Source organism: Bradyrhizobium sp. CCGB12, from assembly GCF_024199845.1.
GTDB lineage: Bacteria > Pseudomonadota > Alphaproteobacteria > Rhizobiales > Xanthobacteraceae > Bradyrhizobium.
The window spans coordinates 355,147-372,610 of the sequence record NZ_JANADO010000001.1; the positions used below are offsets into that span (position 1 = coordinate 355,147).

General features: G+C 65.8%; 15 protein-coding genes and 1 other RNA gene. 12 read left to right on the forward strand and 4 right to left on the reverse strand.

The window, feature by feature from the left end; genetic code table 11:
* Nucleotides 1–8 precede the first annotated feature (8 nt).
* Nucleotides 9–1,415: an MATE family efflux transporter gene (locus tag NLM27_RS01685; RefSeq protein WP_254141685.1), complete on the forward strand. Its 1,407-nt coding sequence runs from the start codon at nucleotides 9–11 to the stop codon at nucleotides 1,413–1,415.
* Nucleotides 1,416–1,465: 50 nt separating this feature from the next.
* On the opposite strand, the gene NLM27_RS01690 is transcribed toward NLM27_RS01685, so the two are convergent.
* Nucleotides 1,466–2,209 (reverse strand): sulfite exporter TauE/SafE family protein, encoded by a 744-nt coding sequence (locus NLM27_RS01690; RefSeq protein ID WP_254141686.1) that lies wholly within the window; start codon nucleotides 2,207–2,209, stop codon nucleotides 1,466–1,468.
* A 174-nt stretch (nucleotides 2,210–2,383) separates the two neighbouring features.
* Nucleotides 2,384–3,754 (reverse strand): PLP-dependent aminotransferase family protein, encoded by a 1,371-nt coding sequence (locus tag NLM27_RS01695; protein WP_254141687.1) that lies wholly within the window; start codon nucleotides 3,752–3,754, stop codon nucleotides 2,384–2,386.
* 79 nt (nucleotides 3,755–3,833) lie between these two features.
* On the opposite strand from NLM27_RS01695, the gene NLM27_RS01700 reads away from it, so the two are divergent.
* The gene (locus tag NLM27_RS01700; RefSeq protein ID WP_254141688.1) at nucleotides 3,834–4,262 is read left to right on the forward strand and encodes a DUF983 domain-containing protein; all 429 of its coding nucleotides are present in this window, start codon (nucleotides 3,834–3,836) and stop codon (nucleotides 4,260–4,262) included.
* 69 nt (nucleotides 4,263–4,331) lie between these two features.
* Nucleotides 4,332–5,045, forward strand: coding sequence for an alpha/beta fold hydrolase (locus tag NLM27_RS01705; RefSeq protein ID WP_254141689.1), 714 nt, complete (start codon nucleotides 4,332–4,334; stop codon nucleotides 5,043–5,045).
* A 132-nt stretch (nucleotides 5,046–5,177) separates the two neighbouring features.
* On the opposite strand, the gene rnpB is transcribed toward NLM27_RS01705, so the two are convergent.
* Nucleotides 5,178–5,608: RNase P RNA component class A (rnpB, locus tag NLM27_RS01710), an RNA gene on the reverse strand.
* 149 nt (nucleotides 5,609–5,757) lie between these two features.
* Here rnpB and NLM27_RS01715 point away from each other — a divergent pair.
* Together NLM27_RS01715 and NLM27_RS01720 are read left to right on the forward strand one after the other, a co-directional pair.
* The gene (locus tag NLM27_RS01715; protein WP_254141690.1) at nucleotides 5,758–6,111 is read left to right on the forward strand and encodes a YciI family protein; all 354 of its coding nucleotides are present in this window, start codon (nucleotides 5,758–5,760) and stop codon (nucleotides 6,109–6,111) included.
* A 13-nt stretch (nucleotides 6,112–6,124) separates the two neighbouring features.
* Nucleotides 6,125–7,357, forward strand: coding sequence for an RNA polymerase sigma factor (locus NLM27_RS01720; protein WP_254141691.1), 1,233 nt, complete (start codon nucleotides 6,125–6,127; stop codon nucleotides 7,355–7,357).
* A gap of 119 nt (nucleotides 7,358–7,476) precedes the next feature.
* On the opposite strand, the gene NLM27_RS01725 is transcribed toward NLM27_RS01720, so the two are convergent.
* Nucleotides 7,477–8,259 carry an N-acetylmuramoyl-L-alanine amidase gene (locus NLM27_RS01725; RefSeq protein WP_254141692.1) on the reverse strand — a complete coding sequence of 261 codons (783 nt, stop codon included), beginning with the start codon at nucleotides 8,257–8,259 and terminating at the stop codon, nucleotides 7,477–7,479.
* A 524-nt stretch (nucleotides 8,260–8,783) separates the two neighbouring features.
* On the opposite strand from NLM27_RS01725, the gene rsmH reads away from it, so the two are divergent.
* The 7 genes from rsmH (at nucleotide 8,784) to murD (ending at nucleotide 17,463) form a co-directional block, all read left to right on the forward strand.
* The gene (gene rsmH, locus NLM27_RS01730; protein ID WP_254141693.1) at nucleotides 8,784–9,773 is read left to right on the forward strand and encodes a 16S rRNA (cytosine(1402)-N(4))-methyltransferase RsmH; all 990 of its coding nucleotides are present in this window, start codon (nucleotides 8,784–8,786) and stop codon (nucleotides 9,771–9,773) included.
* 3 nt (nucleotides 9,774–9,776) lie between these two features.
* A complete protein-coding gene (locus tag NLM27_RS01735; protein ID WP_254141694.1) occupies nucleotides 9,777–10,169 on the forward strand; it encodes a hypothetical protein in 393 nt (130 codons plus the stop codon).
* Nucleotides 10,166–11,920: a penicillin-binding protein 2 gene (locus NLM27_RS01740; protein ID WP_254141695.1), complete on the forward strand. Its 1,755-nt coding sequence runs from the start codon at nucleotides 10,166–10,168 to the stop codon at nucleotides 11,918–11,920. The genes NLM27_RS01735 and NLM27_RS01740 overlap by 4 nt, the downstream gene beginning before the upstream one ends.
* A gap of 83 nt (nucleotides 11,921–12,003) precedes the next feature.
* A complete protein-coding gene (locus NLM27_RS01745) occupies nucleotides 12,004–13,461 on the forward strand; it encodes a UDP-N-acetylmuramoyl-L-alanyl-D-glutamate--2,6-diaminopimelate ligase (RefSeq protein WP_254141696.1) in 1,458 nt (485 codons plus the stop codon).
* A complete protein-coding gene (murF, locus tag NLM27_RS01750; protein WP_254141697.1) occupies nucleotides 13,458–14,837 on the forward strand; it encodes a UDP-N-acetylmuramoyl-tripeptide--D-alanyl-D-alanine ligase in 1,380 nt (459 codons plus the stop codon). Before NLM27_RS01745 ends, murF begins: the two co-directional genes overlap by 4 nt.
* 117 nt (nucleotides 14,838–14,954) lie before the next feature.
* Complete coding sequence (gene mraY, locus NLM27_RS01755) at nucleotides 14,955–16,058, forward strand: phospho-N-acetylmuramoyl-pentapeptide-transferase (protein WP_254141698.1); 1,104 nt, start codon at nucleotides 14,955–14,957, stop codon at nucleotides 16,056–16,058.
* Nucleotides 16,059–16,065: 7 nt separating this feature from the next.
* Nucleotides 16,066–17,463 (forward strand): UDP-N-acetylmuramoyl-L-alanine--D-glutamate ligase, encoded by a 1,398-nt coding sequence (gene murD, locus NLM27_RS01760; RefSeq protein WP_254141699.1) that lies wholly within the window; start codon nucleotides 16,066–16,068, stop codon nucleotides 17,461–17,463.
* Nucleotide 17,464: the final 1 nt, after the last annotated feature.

A 17,464-nucleotide genomic window follows, 5' to 3' on the forward strand; every position in this document is an offset into this window, starting at 1 on the left:
GGACTGACATGAAAGACCTGACGCACGGCTCCATCGTGGGCCATATCCTGAGCATGGCTCCACCGATCGTGGTTGGCATGATCACGATCATGATCTGCCAGCTCGTCGACCTCTACTTCGTCTCGAGCCTGGGCGAGGCCGCGATCGCGGGCGTCGCCGCGGCCGGCAATGCCGGCTTTCTCGTCAATGCCTTGATGCAGGTGCTCGGCGTCGGCACGGTTGCGTTGATGGCGCATGCGGTGGGCCGCAAGGACCGTGGCGATGCCAATCTGGTGTTCAACCAGTCGGTCGTCCTGTCGGTGCTGATCGGGCTGCTGACACTGGTTGCGGGTTTCGCGCTGTCGCGCCCCTATATGCGCGCGGTCGCGGCCGACGAGGCGACGGTCGAAGCCGGCACCATCTATCTGCTCTGGTTCATGCCGGCGCTGGCGCTGCAATTCGCGACGCAAGTGATGGCGTCCGCATTGCGGGCGACCGGCATCGTGCGGCCGAGCATGCTGGTGCAGGCGCTCGCGGTGGGCATCAACATTGCGCTGGCGCCGGTCCTGATCTCGGGCTGGGGCACCGGCCATCCGCTCGGTGTCGCCGGGGCTGGCCTCGCAAGCTCGATCGCCGTCTTCATCGGCGTGCTGATGCTGCTCGCGTATTTCCTGAAGCTGGAGCGCTACGTCGCTTTTCATCCTGCGCAATGGCGGCCTCAGCTTCTACAGTGGAAGAGAATCCTCAATGTCGGCCTGCCCGCTGGCGGTGAGTTCGTGATGGTCTTCATCATCATGGGCGTGGGCTATTATGTGCTGAGCGTTTTCGGCCCGGCGGCGCAGGCCGGATTTGGTATCGGCACGCGTCTCCTCGGCCTGATCCAGATGCCTGCGCTCGCCATTGCGCTGGCTGCGGGGCCTATCGCCGGCCAGAACTTCGGCGCCGGCAATGGCGCGCGCGTGCGGGAGACCTTTGCCAAGGCGGCGCTTGTCGCGACCGCAGTGATGATTGTCTTCCTGATCCTCGCGCAACTCGCGCCAGGTCTGTTGCTTGCCGGCTTCTCGAGTGATCGGGAAACGATGGCGGTTGCGTCGCTCTTCCTGCACATCGTCTCGTTCAACATGGTGGCGCAGGGGCTGATCTTCACCACCTCCAGCATGTTCCAGGGGCTCGGCAACACCAAGCCCGTGCTGGTGACCTCGGCAATGCGGGTCCTCACCTATTCCCTGCCGTCGATCTGGCTCTCGACGTGGCCGGGCTTTCGGATGGAGCACGTCTGGTATTTGTCGATCGCGACAACGACGCTTCAGGCTGCGTTGAGCGTGTGGTTGCTATACCGCGAATTCGGCAAGCGCCTGGCTCCGCTTCGACACGCCGAGGTTCCGGAACAGGTGGAGGCTGAGCCTGAAGCGCCTCCTGCGCGCTTGCCGGCATAGCGACAGCCTTGTCCTGCCGCGACAAGGACGCATCTTCGTTGGCGCGCGCGTCAGTGTGCGCCAACACTGTTCCAGACGAGAGCGAGGCCAGACAGGAACAGGAGACCGAGCACGACGTCGCCAAAATGCTTGTCGTTCAGCGCGTGATACACGCGCGCGCCGGCCCATGCGCCGATCAGCGTGCCAGGAAAGGCGACCAGTGCGAGCCAGACCACCTTGAGTTCGACGAGACCTGACGCCGTCTGCAACACCAGCGCGGTGGCGAGCACGGTGAAATTGAAGAGCTGGAAGATGCCGCGCCGCTCGTGCTTGTTCCAGCCACGGATGTTGGCCCACAGGATCGGCAGCGGCCCGGACAGTCCCGCAAGCCCGCCCAATATGCCGCCGGCAAATCCGATCGCACCGTCGGCGATCCGGCCGCCGAACTTGAAGGCAAGCGGCTTCTTGTTCAGATATAGCGCGCTCGAGAAGATCAGAAGCAGCACGCCAACGCTCAGCTTGAACACTTTTGGATCGGCCGAGGCGACCATCATGGTCCCCAGGGGAACGCCGATCAGTCCGCCGATCAGGAACGGCCACACCAGCGAGAGGTCAAAGCTCTTCCACATCGAGGGCAGTGTCGAGGTCTGCGCGATCACCGAGCAGATCAGCACCAGGGGCACCGCGAGCGAGGGCGGCAGGACATAGAGCCAGATGCCAAGCGCCATGAGGGCCGTGCCGAAGCCGGCCAGTCCCGAGACGAAGCCGCCGGCCAGCGCGCCGAACACCAGCAGTAAGTAGGTGAGCATTTCCAACGGATTGTCCTCGTCGTCCGGGCGGTCCCGAATAGTTGATCGCGATCGCCCGCATAGCACGCTTGCCGCCGTGCAGGTCAATCCATGCTGCATGCAGGCGTGATCTGCGGTGCCGGGCTTTCGCGGAAGAGCCATCAGAAGGTTGCGCCTGTGGTCCGCTCTCGCGATCGCCGGTTACACGATCTGCCTGGTGTCGGCGGGCTTGTGCAGCGCGCCGACCAGAATGCGCAGCGCCTCCGTCAGCTCTGATCGATTTCGCGCGGCGCCCAAGGAGACCCGCGCCGCATGCGGCGGTGTGCCGGCCACAGTGAAGGCATCGCCGGCGACGACCGCCAGTCCATTTCGCAGGAGATGCGCTGCGACGTCCGGTCGATCCTCCGGCAGCCGCAGCCACAGATGATGAGCGGCGGGTTTGGCCAGGAACTGAAATCCCTTCAGCGCGCGTTGGGCGAGCTGTTGGCGGCCGACCGCCTCGCTCCGGATCGCGGTGATGATGCGATCGGCGATGCCGGTCTCGATCCAATGCGTCACCAGCGCGACCATCAGCGGCGCGGGCATCTGCACGGTGGCCTGCAAATAGCTGCGCATTTGAAACTGCGCGCCACTGTCGGGCGTCAGCAGATAGGCGACGCGCAGCGCCGGTGCGATGCATTTTGACAGCGTGGTCGCGAGATAAGTCCGCTCCGGAATGAGGCTCGCGATCGGCGATGCCGAGCGATCGAGCAGCCCATAGGCGTCGTCCTCGATCAGCATCGTGTCGGCGTCGCCGATGATCCTTGCGATCGCATCGCGCCGAGCGGCGGAAAGCGTCGCCGTGGTCGGATTGTGCAGCGTCGGAATCAGATAGACGGCTTTCGGCTTGTGCGCGCGGCAGGCTTCCGCCAGCGCATCGGGCAGGATGCCGCCGTCGTCCATGGCGACGCCGACGAGCTTGACACCGAGCCGTGCGGCGGCGGCCTTGATGCCGGGGAAGGTGAGGGCTTCCGTCAGCACAACGTCGCCAGGCCGCGCAAGGTGCGCGAGCAGGTTGAACAGGATGGTTTGCGTGCCGGGAAAGATCACGAGCCTGTCGGCATGCGCATGCGAAACGCGTGCGCGCATCCAGCGCGCCGCGACCTCGCGCTCATGCGCGCTGCCGCCGGGGGGCTGATAGTTGAGATGCGCCGTCAGGCCCGATTGCGCGCGGATGGCCTCCATCCCTGCGATGATCCGCTCGTCGAGCTGCGCCTCCAGCGGATGCGGCGGCACGTTCATCGAGAGGTCGATCGCGACCGGATGCGGCAGGTCGATTGCGCGGCGCGCGCTGGTCTCGGACACGAACGAGCCTTGTCCGACCCGGGCTTCCATGATGCCGCGGCGCCGGGCTTCGGTGTAGGCGCGCGTCACCGTGGTGAGGTCGATGCCGAGCGCTTTTGCGAGCGCCCGTTGCGTCGGCAATTGCTGGCCGCGCACCAGCCGGCCCGCGGCGATGTCAGCCTCCATGGCCTCGACGATGCGCTGATAGCGCGGACCTGAGAGCTCCGAGATTGTAGGAGTCCAATCCATGCAATTTAGCCCCATATCCTTTGAATGTATGGATGCAAGATACTATTGTATGGATCATTGAAAAGGAAGAGGTGTGGTCATGGCGACGGTCTCTCTGGCAAAGGCGATGTGGCGCGGTTTCTGCGGCAAATGTCCGAATTGCGGGGAAGGGCACATGTTCGGCCGCTTCCTGAAAGTGGCTGACGCCTGCGACCATTGCGGTGAGGAGCTGTTTCACCAGCGCGCCGACGACTTCCCGGCCTATCTTGTGATGGTCGTGGTCGGCCATCTCGTGGTGCCCGCGATTCTCGCGGTCGAGACCGCCTATGCGCCACCGGAGTGGCTACAACTGGCCGTGTGGCTGCCGGTAACGCTGTTCGCGTCGCTCGCATTGCTGCAACCGACCAAAGGCGCCATCGTGGGGCTGCAATGGCAGCTCGGCATGCACGGCTTCGAGGCGAGCAAGCTGCGGCGCGAGGCCGATGAGCTTGCGCCGGTGCTGGTGAAGGCGGACACGCGCGCGGCCTAGGCGACGACGTTTACATCGCGCGCCCGGCCGCTACACTCCATCGTATCAACGACAACGATGGAAACGCCGATGACCGCACGCGCGAAGACCTTTCTGCTCTGTCATGGCGCATGGTCCGGCGGATGGGCCTGGACAAAGATGCAGCCGCTGATGGCGCAGGCCGGCCACCGCCTGGTGGCGCCGACCTATACGGGCCTGGGCGAGCGCGCGCATCTGGCAAGTCCCTCGATTGATCTCGAGACGCATATCCAGGACATCCTCAACGTCATCGCCTTCGAGGATCTCAACGACATCGTTCTGCTCGGCCATAGCTATGGCGGCATGGTCGCGACCGGCGTCGCCGATCGCGCACGCGAGCGCGTGACGCAACTGATCTATCTCGACGCCTTCGTGCCGCGCGACGGCCAGTCGCTGTTCGATCTCAACGAAGCCGGCCGCGAGCCGATGCGCAAGGCAGCAAGCTCCAGCGACGGCTATCGCATCCCGCCGAACCCGCCGCCATCAGACACGCCGCAGGCCGATCTCGACTGGCTCAATGCGCGCCGCGTCCCAATGCCGATCAAGTGCTTCGAGACAAGCTTGAGGCTCGCGCACGGCGAGCCGGCAATGCCGCGCAGCTACATCTATTGCACACGCATTCCGCCGGGTGACGTGTTCGGGCAGTTCGCGAGGCGCACCAAGAGCGAGGAGGGCTGGCGTTATTTCGAGCTCGATGCCAGCCACGCGCCGAACGTGACGGCGCCGGAGGCGCTGATGTCGGTGTTGGAGAAGATTGTTGCCTAGTTCGTCATTCCGGGGCGCGACGAAGTCGCGAGCCCCGGAATGACACCGTTTGAATGGCTGCGTACGCCCCGGAACGACAGTGCCCAAAATGGTGAGGGGTCCGATGCGCTAGCATCGAACCCCTCGTTGCAAGATATCAGCCGGCCTGTAAGCCGGGTTCTGTAGGGCATCGTCCGCTTGCGCGAACGATACGTGACGGCCATTCCTCTGGGGTCATGTTTGCACATGGCCTCGAGCAACCTACCCGGACGGCGGGCCTGACATCACCCCGCGGCGTTATCGCTTTCGCGAACAGCCCGCTATGCCGTCCCTATTCGGTTTTGCTCCCGGTGGGGTTTGCCCTGCCGGCTCCGTTGCCGGACCCGCGGTGCGCTCTTACCGCACCTTTTCACCCTTACCTCGCCAAAGCCCCGAAGGGGCGAGGGCGGGCGGTTCGTTCTCTGTGGCACTTTCCCTGGGGTCGCCCCCGCCGGACGTTATCCGGCACCGCATGTCAAGGGAGCCCGGACTTTCCTCCCCGGCGGCCTTTCGGCACCTGCCGGAGCGGCCGTCCGGCCGACTGACTGATAACGCATGGAGCATTTGTGACGGTTCCGTCAAGCCGATATCGCCGCGCACGGCGTGCCCAAATAATTTATCCTGAAGATGTCGTTTGGAGCGTGCCCCGTTCGACTGGATGTCGGCGACACAGCCGAACAACAGGAGTGAAGCGATGCAATATCTGCTGATGATCTACCAGAACGAGGTCGAGTACGCGAAGAACGATGCGGCCACGGCCGAGAAGATGATGGCCGAATATCAGACCTTTACCCAAGGCATCATCCAGAGCGGCAATTTCAAGGCCGGCGACCGCTTGCGGCCGACCACGACCGCGACGACGGTGCGCGTGCGCGACGGCAAGATGCTGACGACGGACGGACCGTTCGCGGAGACGCGCGAGCAGCTCGGCGGCTACTATCTGGTCGAAGCCAAGGATTTGAATGCCGCGATCGAGATTGCCGCGCGCATTCCAAGCGCGCGCATCGGGTCGATCGAGGTGCGGCCGATCTGGGTCTACGATAAGTGATCACGCTCGGCGCATGACGCCCTCTGAGATCGAAATCATTTTCCGCGACGAGGCGGGGCGGGCGCTGGCCACGCTGATCCGCCTCGTCGGCGATTTCGATCTCGCCGAGGACGCACTCCAGGACGCCTTTGCCGTCGCGCTGGAGCGCTGGCCGGCCTGCGAGGTCCCCGATAATCCGCGCGCCTGGCTGGTCAATGTTGGGCGCAACAAGGCGATCGACCGCATCCGCCGCCGTGCCGTCTTTCGCGGCAAGCAGCAGGCGCTCGTGCACGAGCTCGAGCTGAACGCGCAAGCGCCTGACGAGGCGCCGGCGATGCTCGACGACGACATGCTGCGGCTGATCTTCACCTGTTGCCACCCCGCCTTCGCGCCGGAGGTCCAGGTCGCGCTGACGCTGCGCACCGTCTGCGGACTGTCGACGGCGCAGGTCGCGCGCGCCTTTCTCGTCAGCGAGGAGGCGATGGCACAGCGCCTCGTTCGCGCCAAGCAGAAGATCCGCCTCGCCGGCATCCCCTATGAGGTGCCGGAGCGCGACGCGCTAACGCCGCGGCTCGACGGTGTGCTCGCCGTGATCTATCTCGTGTTCACCGAAGGCTACGTTGCGACGTCGGGTACGGATCTGATGCGGCCCGATCTCGCCGTCGAGGCGATCAGGCTCGGCCGCCTGCTCGACCGGTTGATGCCCGATCGCGCTGGCATCAAGGGTCTGCTGGCGTTGATGCTGCTGCATGACGCGCGCCGCGCCGGGCGCGAGACGCCGGCCGGAGACATCGTGCTGCTCGAAGAGCAGGACCGCTCGCTGTGGGACCGCGCGCAAATCGAGGATGGCCTGCGCCTGGTGGAGGACGCGCTGCGACTGCCGGGCCGGCCGCAACCCTATGCCGTGCAGGCCGCGATCGCGGCGCTGCACGCACGCGCGAGAAGGTTTGAGGAGACCGATTGGCCGCAGATTGCGGGGCTCTACCAGGTGCTGCTGCGCATCAGCCCCTCGCCGGTGATCGAGCTGAACCATGCCGCGGCGGTGTCGATGATCGATGGGCCTTCCCATGCGCTCGACCTTGTCGATGCGATCACCGCGCGCGGCGGGCTTGACGGTTATGAGCTGATGCCGGCGGTGCGTGCGGATTTGTTGCGGCGGCTCGGCCGGAAGGAGGAGGCGCGCGAGGCGTATCGCGCGGCGGCTGCTGCGACGCAGCTGGAGCCGTTGCGGCGACTGTATGCGCGGCGGGTGAGGGAGATGGGGTAGTCGCCACACACTCCGTCATTGCGAGGAGCACTTGCGACGAAGCAATCCAGATTGCATCCGCGGGGGCAGTCTGGATTGCTTCGCTTCGCTCGCAATGACGGAGTGCGTGGCGGCCGCCGTCACTTCGACGCGACGGCCGTCCCCTCCGTCGGCAAGCTCGCCAGCAACGCCTGCAACGTCGACAGCGTCGAATGATCCGCAACGCCGTCCAGCCGCGCCGGGCGGAAATGGCGCTGGAACGCGGTGACGACTTCCATCGTCGCAGCGTCGTATTTGCCGGTCAGCGGCAGGCCGTAGCCGTATCGGGCGAGCGCCTGCTGCATGCTCAGCACCGCGTCGCTGATGGTGCCGAGCATCAGGCTCTCGCCGCGCACCACCGGCGCGGGCGTGACCCAGTGGCCGACGCCGGAATTGGCCAGTGAGTGCCACGGAAACTTTTCGCCGGGATCTTTCTTGCGCGCGGGCGCGACGTCAGAATGGCCGAGCACCCGGTGCGCCGGCACCTTGCGGCGGAGCATGATGCCGCGGCACAGCGCGATCACGGCGGCGATCTGGCGCAGCGGATATTCCGGATAGCCCCAGTCGTGGCCGCGATTGATGATCTCGATGCCGATCGAGCAGGAGTTGATGTCGTCCTCGCCGGCCCACGAGGCGATCCCTGCGTGCCAGGCGCGCTTGGCCTCGGGCACGCACTGCACGATGCGGCCGTCCTCCAGTACGACATAGTGCGCCGATACCTCCGTGCCCGCCGTGCACAGCCGCGCCAGCGCGCCCTCGACATCGGGCATGCCGGTGTAGTGCAGCACGATCATGTCCGGTTGCCGTCCCTTGTTGCGCTCGCCATGGTTCGGCGAGGGGATGATGTCGGAGACGATCGAGGAATCCGGGTCGAACGTCCGCATGTTCGCCGCGGCCTTTGGAACCGGGAGAACGCGTTGACGCTTCGAATCAGATCCAGACGGCGTGGACGAACCGGACGACATAAACAGCTCGAGTCGGACAGGAGAGTGGGCCAAGCCCTTCTCTTTACTATTCCTTTACCCTCCACCGTGCGCAATCGCGCTGCGGGGTTAACGCGTGCATTTTGGCGCATGTGTGTGGATGAAGCATCACCACGCCGTCACCTTTTCGACTTGTCACGAGCCGATCAACGCTTTCTTAACGCTAAGGGCCGTTACTGAGAGATGAAGAGCCGACCCGCGTCCGGAGGCGGCCAAAGCGTATTTTGGCTCGAAATCCCATGGCTGCCCGACACACTCCACTGGGAACACTGGGTTTGCGGCCCGGGACGACCGGGCTCGGTGACCATGTTGGACGAGGGCTTTGTCGTGGAACCGCCGCGACGCGAAATCATTCGAGGCGTTATGGGGTTGTTCGTCCGCGATCCGGCATGGGCGTCAGGTCGGGCGTTCGGAAGACCTCGCGCATGAGCTCGGCTCCGCACATTCCCGTTCTCGGCCGCGAGGCTGTCGAGCACCTCGCCCCGCGCGCGGGCGGTATTTATGTCGACGCCACCTTCGGCGCCGGCGGTTACAGCCGCGCCATCCTCGACGTGCCGGGAACCCGGCTCATTGCCATTGACCGCGACCGCACTGCGATCGCCGGCGGTGCCGAACTGGTCGAACGCTCCGCGGGCCGGCTCACGCTGGTCGAAGACCGTTTCTCCAACCTCGCCGAGGTCTGCGTGGCGCAGGGCGTCGATGGCGTCGACGGCGTCGTGATGGATGTCGGCGTGTCCTCGATGCAGCTCGACCAGGCAGGGCGCGGCTTCTCATTCCGTCTCGACGGTCCACTCGACATGCGGATGGGGCAGGTGGGCCCGACCGCAGCCGACGTCGTCGCGCGCGCCTCCGAAGGCGATCTCGCCGACATCATCTATCTCTTCGGCGAGGAGCGGCATTCACGGCGCATCGCCCGCGCCATCGTGGCTGATAGGCAGGAGACGCCGTTCACGACCACGCGCTCGCTCGCCGATCTCGTCGGCAGGGTCGTGCGCTCGAAGCCCGGGGACATTCACCCCGCGACGCGGACGTTCCAGGCGCTGCGCATCTTCGTCAACGAAGAGCTCGAGGAACTCCAGACCGCGCTCGCTGCGGCCGAGCGCCTGCTCAAGCCCGGCGGCCGCCTCGTCGTGGTCTCGTTCCATTCGCTGGAAGACCGCATCGTCAAGAATTTCCTCGCCGAGCGGTCCAAGACCGGCGGCGGTTCGCGGCATCTGCCGGAGGTCGCGCAAGTCCCGCCGAGCTTCCAGCTTCTGACGCGCCGACCTGTGGTCGCCGGTGAGGACGAAGTTGCGCGCAACCCGCGCGCGCGTTCCGCAAAGCTGCGCGCTGCCGAGCGCACCTCGGCGCCGCCGCATGACGATGGCGAGCAAACATCCTGGCCGAAACTCTCCGACGTCATGAGGGGCGGCTAGCGCATGCGCATCATCCACCTCCTCGTCATCGGCGCGCTGATCTTCGCGGCGGCCCATGTCTACCGGATCAAAATGGACTCCACTGCGCGCACCGAGAAGGTGCTGCGGTTGCATGCCGAGATCCGCGAGCAGCGAGATGCGATCGCCTCGCTGCGCGCCGAATGGGCCAAGCTCGACGCGCCCTTGCGCCTGCAAGGGCTGTCCGACCGGCATCTCGCGCTCAAGCCGGTCAACGGCACGCAATATGACTCGCTGAAGAACCTGCCGGAGCGTCCGCCGCGGATGTTCAGGCCGGGCGAGCCCGACCCGATCGGAGCCATGCTCAACACCATCGAAGCCGCGAGCGACCCCGATACGGTGACGGGCTCCGTGCCTCAGCCGGAGGACAATCAATGAGCGCCGCCGTTCCGGCCAAGCCCAAGGAAAAGCCGCCCGAGCCCTGGCGGCAGCGGCTGATCCGCAGCCTGCTCTACGGGCGCAACGTCGATCGCGCCGCGAAGGCGCGCGCACGCGTCGGCCTCGCCATGCTCGCCTTCGCCTCGGTCTACGTCCTGATCGGCGGCCGCCTCGTGATGTTTGCGATCGGTGCCGACGCCCACGGCGCCCGCCGTGCCGCGGCGCAGGAGGTGGTTGCGACCGCGCGTCCTGATATCGTCGACCGCAACGGCGCGATCTTGGCGACCGACGTCAAGGCGGCGAGCCTGTTCGGCGAGCCGCGCCGCATCATCGACAAGGACGAGGCGATCGAGCTTCTGACCGCCACCGTGCCCGACCTCGACGAGGCCGAGGTGCGCGAGCGCCTGAAGACGCGCAAGGGCTTCGTCTGGCTCAAGCGCGAGGTGACGCCGAAGCAGCAGCAGGACATCCACAAGCTCGGCATTCCCGGCATCGGCTTCCTGCGCGAGAACAAGCGCGTCTACCCCACCGGCAACGAGGTCGCCCACCTCATCGGTCTCGTCAATATCGACAACCAGGGCATCGCCGGCCTGGAGAAGTGGCTCGACAACCAGGGGCTCGCCGATCTCCACCGCGCCGGCTTTGCCACCGACCGGCTGCAAAAGCCGATCGAGCTCTCGGTCGATCTGCGCGTCGAGCACGCGCTCCGCGACGAGCTTTTGAAGGCCAAGGAGAAGTACCATACCAAGGCCGCCTCCGGCATCGTCTCGAATGTCAAGACCGGCGAGATCGTGGCGATGGTCTCGCTGCCGGACTTCGATCCCAACAATCCGAAGGAAGCGCACGACCCCGATCGCATCAACCGCCTGACCACCGGCGTCTACGAGATGGGATCGACCTTCAAGGCGTTCACGCTGGCGATGGCGCTCGATTCCGGCAAGATCAATCTGAACTCGTCGTGGGATGCGCGCGGAAACCTGCACTACGGCAGGTTCACCATCCACGACAGCCACCCGCTCGGGCGCTTCATCAACACCAAGGAAGTGTTCACTTTCTCGTCCAACATCGGCGCGGCGCGGATCGCGCTCGGCCAGGGCGTCGAGGCGCACAAGGCGTTCCTCGCCAAGATGGGCCAGCTGACGCGGCTGCGCACCGAATTGCCGGAGAGCGCGGCGCCGCTGGTGCCGCGACGCTGGGGCGAGCTGAACACAGTCACGATCGCGTTCGGCCAGGGCATGTCGGTAGCGCCACTCCAGGCGGTGATGGGTATCAACTCGCTGGTGAACGGTGGCTATCTGATTCCGCCGACCTTCATGAAACGCAGCGAATCCGAAGCGGCGGCGTTGGCCAAGCGCGTCATCAAGCCGGAGACCAGCGACAAGATGCGGTTCCTCATGCGGCTCAACGCCGAGATTGGTACCGCCAAGACTGCCGACATCAAGGGCTACTACGTCGGCGGCAAGACCGGCACGTCCGAAAAGGTCATTAACGGCCGCTATGCCAAGAAGCGCGTGCTCAACTCCTTCACCGCGATCATGCCCTGCGACGACCCGAAATATCAGATCCTGATCATGCTGGACGAGCCGCAGGCGATTCCTGAAACGAAGGGTTTCATCACCTCGGGCTGGAACGCGGTGCCGACCGGCGGAAAGGTGATCGAGCGGATCGCGCCGCTTCTGGGCGTCGAGCCGCGGTTTGACCTGCCGCCGTCCGAGCGCCTTATTCTTGCAGCATCCAGGACAACCCAGTAATCAACCGGGGTGGCCATCGCCGGTGCTGATTCGGCTTTTCCTGACGATTCGGCTTTCCGGCGCGGCGTGTCGACTGGAAGACCATGAAGCTGCGCGACCTCTTAGGCAATGATGCCGTGCTCGAGCCCGCTGTCGCGGCGCTCGAGGCGACCGGCCTTGCGCTCGACAGCCGCGTGGTCAAGCCGGGCGATCTGTTCTTCGCCCTTGCGGGCAGCAAGACCGACGGCGCGCGCTTCATCGATGCGGCGGTCGCCGCAGGCGCGGTGGCTGTCGTCGGCGACCATGCGCCTGATGGCAGCAAGGTGCCGTTCATCACGGTGGACAATCCGCGCCGCGCTCTGGCGCGGGCCGCGGCAAGAGTCTTCCCTGCGCAGCCTGCGACGATTGCCGCAGTGACCGGCACCAGCGGCAAGACCTCGGTTGCCGCATTCACGCGCCAGATCTGGGAGCGGCTGGGGCATGCCTCCGCCAGCATCGGCACCATCGGCCTCGTCTCGCCCAAGCGCACCGTCTACGGCTCGCTGACGACACCGGACCCGATCGCGCTGCATCGGCAGATCGACGAGATCGCGCGCGAGGGCGTGACGCATCTCGCCTTCGAGGCATCATCGCACGGGCTCGACCAGTACCGCCTCGACGGCGTGCGCATCTCGGCCGGCGGCTTCACCAATCTCTCGCGCGACCACATGGATTATCATCCCACCGTCGCGCACTATCTCGCAGCGAAGCTGCGCCTGTTCCGCGAGCTGGTCGCGGCCGGCGGCGCGGCGGTGATCTCGGCCGATCATGATTGCTCGGGGGAAGCGATCGAGGCTGCCAAGACGCGCGGCCTGCGCGTGATGGCGGTCGGCCGTAACGGCGACGGGGCAGGCGAGGGCATTCGTCTCGTCGATGCCGTGGTCGAAGGTTTTTCGCAAGTGCTCGCGATCGAGCATCGCGGCAAGCGCCATGCGATCCGGCTGCCGCTAGTCGGCGAGTTCCAGATCGAGAACGCGCTGGTGTCGGCCAGCCTTGCGGTCGGCACCGGCAGCGATGCGGCCGATGTGTTTGCGAGCCTCGAACATCTCGAAGGCGCCAAGGGCCGTCTCGAGCGCGTCGGCGAGCGCAACGGCGCGCCGATCTTCGTCGATTACGCACACAAGCCCGATGCGCTGGCGAAGGCCTTGCAGGCGCTGCGTCCCTACGCCAAGCGCAGGCTGGTCGTCGTGTTCGGCGCCGGCGGCGATCGCGATGCCGGCAAGCGGCCGATCATGGGCGAGATCGCGGCCGAGAACGCCGACGGTGTCATCATCACCGACGACAATCCGCGCAGCGAGAGGCCGGAAGCGATCCGCGCCGCGATCCTCGCGACCGCGAAAGGCGCCCGCGAAATCGGCGACCGCGCCGCCGCAATCCGCGCGGCGATCGAGGACTTGCAGGAGGGCGACGCGCTGCTCATCGCCGGCAAGGGCCACGAGACCGGGCAGATCGTCGGCGGCGAGGTGCTGCCCTTCAGTGATCACGAGGCGGTCGCCGCCGCATTAGCATCGAGGGTTGCATGAGCGCGCCGATATGGACGGTTGCCGAGGTGGCGCGCGCGCTGGGTGCCGGCGGATCATTCCCGGATACGCCGATCGATTTCGTCACCCAGGACAGCCGCCTGGTGAAACCGGGCAGCCTGTTCGTCGCGCTGAGCGGCACCCCGAGCGGCGGCTTCGTCTCGGCCTTCGCCAGCACGCGTGACGGCTGGGAGTTCGCGGACAAGGCGGAAGCCGCAGGCGCAGTCGCGATGATCGTGCCGCACGAGATCGCAGGCATCCGCATTCCCCAGATCGTCGTGAAGGATACGCTGATCGACGGCCTCTGGGGCCTCGCGCGCGCTGCGCGTGCGCGCTTCGGCGGGCCGGTGATCGGGCTCACCGGCAGCGCCGGCAAGACCAGCACCAAGGAGTTTCTCGCCGCTTACCCCAACGCCTATGCCAGCCCGTCGAGCTTCAACAATTTCTGGGGCGTGCCGCTGACGCTTTGCAATGCGAAGCCGAACGCCAGCCTCTGGGTCGTCGAGATGGGCATGAACCAGCAAGGCGAGATCGCGCGGCTCAGCGAATTGACGCGGCCGACCGTCGCGCTGGTCGTCAACGTCCAGCCCGTGCATCTGGAAAAGCTCGGCTCGCTCGAAGCCATCAGGCGCGAAAAGGTATCGATCGCGCTCGGCCTGTCCGAGGACGGCGTGCTGGTGCTTCCCGCCGGGATCAAGGCGTCGGACTGGAAGGGCAAGGTCCTGCGCTTCGGCGAGCATGCCGAGGTGCACGAGGTCGCGCATGCGCCGCATGGCGAGAGCTGGCAGGTCGTGGCCAAGCTTGGCAAGAAGGAGATCGCCTTCAGCCTGACGCCGGGCGCGCCGCACCGCGTGCAGAATGCACTGGCCGCGCTCGCCGCCATCCGTGCGGCGAACCTCGATGCGGCGACGCTCGCCATCAAGCTCGATCGCGTCGGCATCATGACCGGCCGCGGCGTCGAGCAGGCGGTCGGTGGTGTCACCGTGATCGACGACAGTTTCAACGGCAATCCCGCCAGCGTCGCTGCTGCGCTGCAAAGCCTCCAGGCGCGCAACGTGACCGGCGGCCGGCGCATTGCGGTGCTCGGCGACATGCTGGAGCTGGGCGCTGACGCACCAAGCTACCACACCGGCCTTGCCAAGCATCTTGAAGGCATCGACGGCGTCTACTGCGTCGGGCCGCTGATGCGCCATCTCTTCGACGTGCTGCCATCAGGCAAGGGCCTCGGCTGGCACGACGATCCTGCCACGCTGAAGCCGAGCGAGGTTGCGAGCCTGCTGAAGGCAGGCGACGTCGTGGTTGTCAAGGGCAGCAAGAAGATGTTCTGGGTCAACAAGTTTGTGCCGGGCCTGGTGGCCGCCTTGCAGGCAAAGGCGTAAACTGCTTGGAAGGCGCTGTTCCCGAATCCCACCCTTTGCGGCGAATGCGCGTGAGGCATGTTGAGGCCGAGAACAAATCCAAGGCCGCGTGTGCAAAGGCGCCATAGGACCGTCTGAATGTTTTACTGGCTGATCGAGCTCTCCAACACATTTCCGGGCTTGGGTGCATTTCGCACCTTCCTGAACGTCTTCCGCTACATCACCTTCCGCACCGGCGGCGCCGTCGTCACTGGCGCGCTGTTCGTGTTCCTGTTCGGACCCTGGATCATCGATCACTTGCGCATCCGTCAGGGCAAGGGCCAGCCGATCCGCACCGACGGTCCGCAATCGCATCTCGCCAAGAAGGGCACGCCCACCATGGGTGGCCTGATGATCCTGTCAGGCCTCACCGTCGGCACGGTGCTGTGGGCAAATCCGCTCAACCCCTATGTCTGGATCGTGCTGGCGGTGACGCTCGGCTTCGGGTTCGTCGGCTTCTATGACGATTACCTTAAGGTGACCAAGCAGACCACGACCGGGTTCGGCAGCAAGCTTCGCCTGCTGATCGAGGCGGCGATCGCGCTGGTGGCCTGCTACGCGCTGGTGCGGCTGAACCGCGATCCCGCATCGACCGCGCTCACCATTCCCTTCCTCAAGGACACCGTGCTGCATTTCGGCTGGTTCTTCGTCATCTTCGGCGCCTTCGTCATCGTCGGTGCGGGCAACGCGGTGAACCTCACCGACGGTCTCGATGGCCTTGCCATCGTGCCCGTGATGATCGCGACCGCGAGCTTTGCGATGATCGCCTATCTCGCCGGTAACGCGGTCTTCGCCGAATATCTCCAGATCAAATATGTCGCCGGCACCGGCGAACTCGCGGTGCTCTGCGGCGCGCTGTTGGGAGCCGGTCTCGGTTTTCTCTGGTTCAATGCCCCACCCGCGTCGATCTTCATGGGCGACACCGGCTCGCTCGCGCTCGGCGGCATGCTGGGTGCGATCGCGGTCGCGGTGAAGCACGAGATCGTGCTCGCGGTGATCGGTGGCCTGTTCGTCCTGGAGGCGGTCTCCGTCATCGTGCAAGTCGTGTCGTTCAAGCTCACGGGCAAGCGCATCTTCCGCATGGCGCCGATCCATCACCATTTCGAGCAGCTCGGCTGGACCGAGCCGCAGATCGTGATCCGCTTCTGGATCATCTCCGTAATGCTGGCGCTCGCCGGCCTGTCGACGCTGAAGCTGCGGTGATCGATCGATGATTCCGGTCACGTCCTTTGCCGGCAAGACCGTCGCGGTGTTCGGCCTCGGCGGTTCCGGGCTCGCCTCCTGCCACGCGCTGAAGGCGGGTGGCGCCGAAGTGATCGCCGCCGACGACAATACCGAGAACGTCGCCAAGGCCGCGCAGGCCGGCTTCATCACTGCTGATCTGCGCAACGTCTCCTGGGCGAATTTCGCGGCGCTCGTGCTGGCGCCCGGCGTGCCGCTGACCCATCCGGTGCCGCACTGGAGCGTGCTGAAGGCGCGCGAGGCAGGCTGTGAGGTGATCGGCGACATCGAGCTGTTCTGCCGCGAACGCCGCCGCCACGCGCCGAACGCGCCGCTCGTCGCCATCACCGGCACCAACGGCAAATCGACCACGACGGCGTTGATCGCGCACCTGACGAAAGTTGCCGGCTACGACACCCAGATGGGCGGCAATATCGGCACCGCGATCTTGTCGCTGGAGCCGCCGCGCATGGGCCGCGTCCACGTCATCGAGATGTCGTCCTACCAGATCGACCTCACGCCCTCGCTCGATCCCTCCGTCGGCATTTTGCTCAACGTCAGCGAAGATCACATCGACCGCCATGGCACGATCGCGCACTACGCCGCGGTGAAGGAAAGGCTCGTCGCCGGCGTGCAGGCTGGCGGCACCGCGATCGTCGGCGTCGACGACGGCTTTTGCCGCGACATCGCCGACCGGCTCGACCGCGCCGGCAAGAACGTGGTGCGCATCTCCGTCAAGAATCCGCTCGCGAGCGGCATCTATGTCGAGCACGGGAATATTATTCGTACCTCGGGCGGGGCACGTAGCGAGATCGCCGCGCTCGGCGGCATCGGCTCCCTACGCGGCCAGCACAACGCGCAGAACGCCGCCTGCGCGGCGGCCGCCGCGCTCGCGATGGGCATCAGCCAGGACGTACTGCAGAACGGCTTGCGCAGCTTTCCGGGCCTTGCGCACCGCATGGAGCAGGTCGGCCGCCGCGGCAACGTGCTGTTCGTCAACGACTCCAAGGGCACCAACGCGGACGCCACCGCGCATGCGCTGTCGTCCTTTTCGGACATCTTCTGGATCGCCGGCGGCAAGCCGAAGGCGGGCGGCATTACTGGCCTCACCGGCTTCTTCCCGCGCATTCGAAAGGCCTATCTGATCGGCGAGGCCGCGCAGGAATTTTCCGGCACGCTCGGCTCGGTTGCGCACGAGGTCAGCCAGACGCTGGACGTCGCCGTCGAGCACGCTGCGCGCGATGCGGAAGCTTCGGGGCTCACCGACGCCGTCGTGCTGCTGTCGCCGGCCTGCGCCTCCTTCGACCAGTACCGCAATTTCGAAATCCGCGGCACCAAGTTCCGCGAGCTGGTACAGGCGTTGCCGGGCGTGAAGCCGGTGGTGTGAG

What these genes read in the sequence shown, in the direction of transcription:
- NLM27_RS01745 (WP_254141696.1), top strand. Translation starts at nt 12,004, where the DNA reads ATGAAGCTGCGCGACCTCTTAGGCAATGATGCCGTGCTCGAGCCCGCT.
- NLM27_RS01720 (WP_254141691.1), top strand. Translation starts at nt 6,125, where the DNA reads ATGACGCCCTCTGAGATCGAAATCATTTTCCGCGACGAGGCGGGGCGG.
- NLM27_RS01725 (WP_254141692.1), bottom strand. Translation starts at nt 8,259, where the DNA reads ATGCGGACGTTCGACCCGGATTCCTCGATCGTCTCCGACATCATCCCC.
- mraY (WP_254141698.1), top strand. Translation starts at nt 14,955, where the DNA reads ATGTTTTACTGGCTGATCGAGCTCTCCAACACATTTCCGGGCTTGGGT.
- murD (WP_254141699.1), top strand. Translation starts at nt 16,066, where the DNA reads ATGATTCCGGTCACGTCCTTTGCCGGCAAGACCGTCGCGGTGTTCGGC.
- NLM27_RS01715 (WP_254141690.1), top strand. Translation starts at nt 5,758, where the DNA reads ATGCAATATCTGCTGATGATCTACCAGAACGAGGTCGAGTACGCGAAG.
- rsmH (WP_254141693.1), top strand. Translation starts at nt 8,784, where the DNA reads ATGAGCTCGGCTCCGCACATTCCCGTTCTCGGCCGCGAGGCTGTCGAG.
- NLM27_RS01705 (WP_254141689.1), top strand. Translation starts at nt 4,332, where the DNA reads ATGACCGCACGCGCGAAGACCTTTCTGCTCTGTCATGGCGCATGGTCC.
- NLM27_RS01740 (WP_254141695.1), top strand. Translation starts at nt 10,166, where the DNA reads ATGAGCGCCGCCGTTCCGGCCAAGCCCAAGGAAAAGCCGCCCGAGCCC.
- NLM27_RS01695 (WP_254141687.1), bottom strand. Translation starts at nt 3,754, where the DNA reads ATGGATTGGACTCCTACAATCTCGGAGCTCTCAGGTCCGCGCTATCAG.
- NLM27_RS01700 (WP_254141688.1), top strand. Translation starts at nt 3,834, where the DNA reads ATGGCGACGGTCTCTCTGGCAAAGGCGATGTGGCGCGGTTTCTGCGGC.
- NLM27_RS01685 (WP_254141685.1), top strand. Translation starts at nt 9, where the DNA reads ATGAAAGACCTGACGCACGGCTCCATCGTGGGCCATATCCTGAGCATG.
- NLM27_RS01735 (WP_254141694.1), top strand. Translation starts at nt 9,777, where the DNA reads ATGCGCATCATCCACCTCCTCGTCATCGGCGCGCTGATCTTCGCGGCG.
- murF (WP_254141697.1), top strand. Translation starts at nt 13,458, where the DNA reads ATGAGCGCGCCGATATGGACGGTTGCCGAGGTGGCGCGCGCGCTGGGT.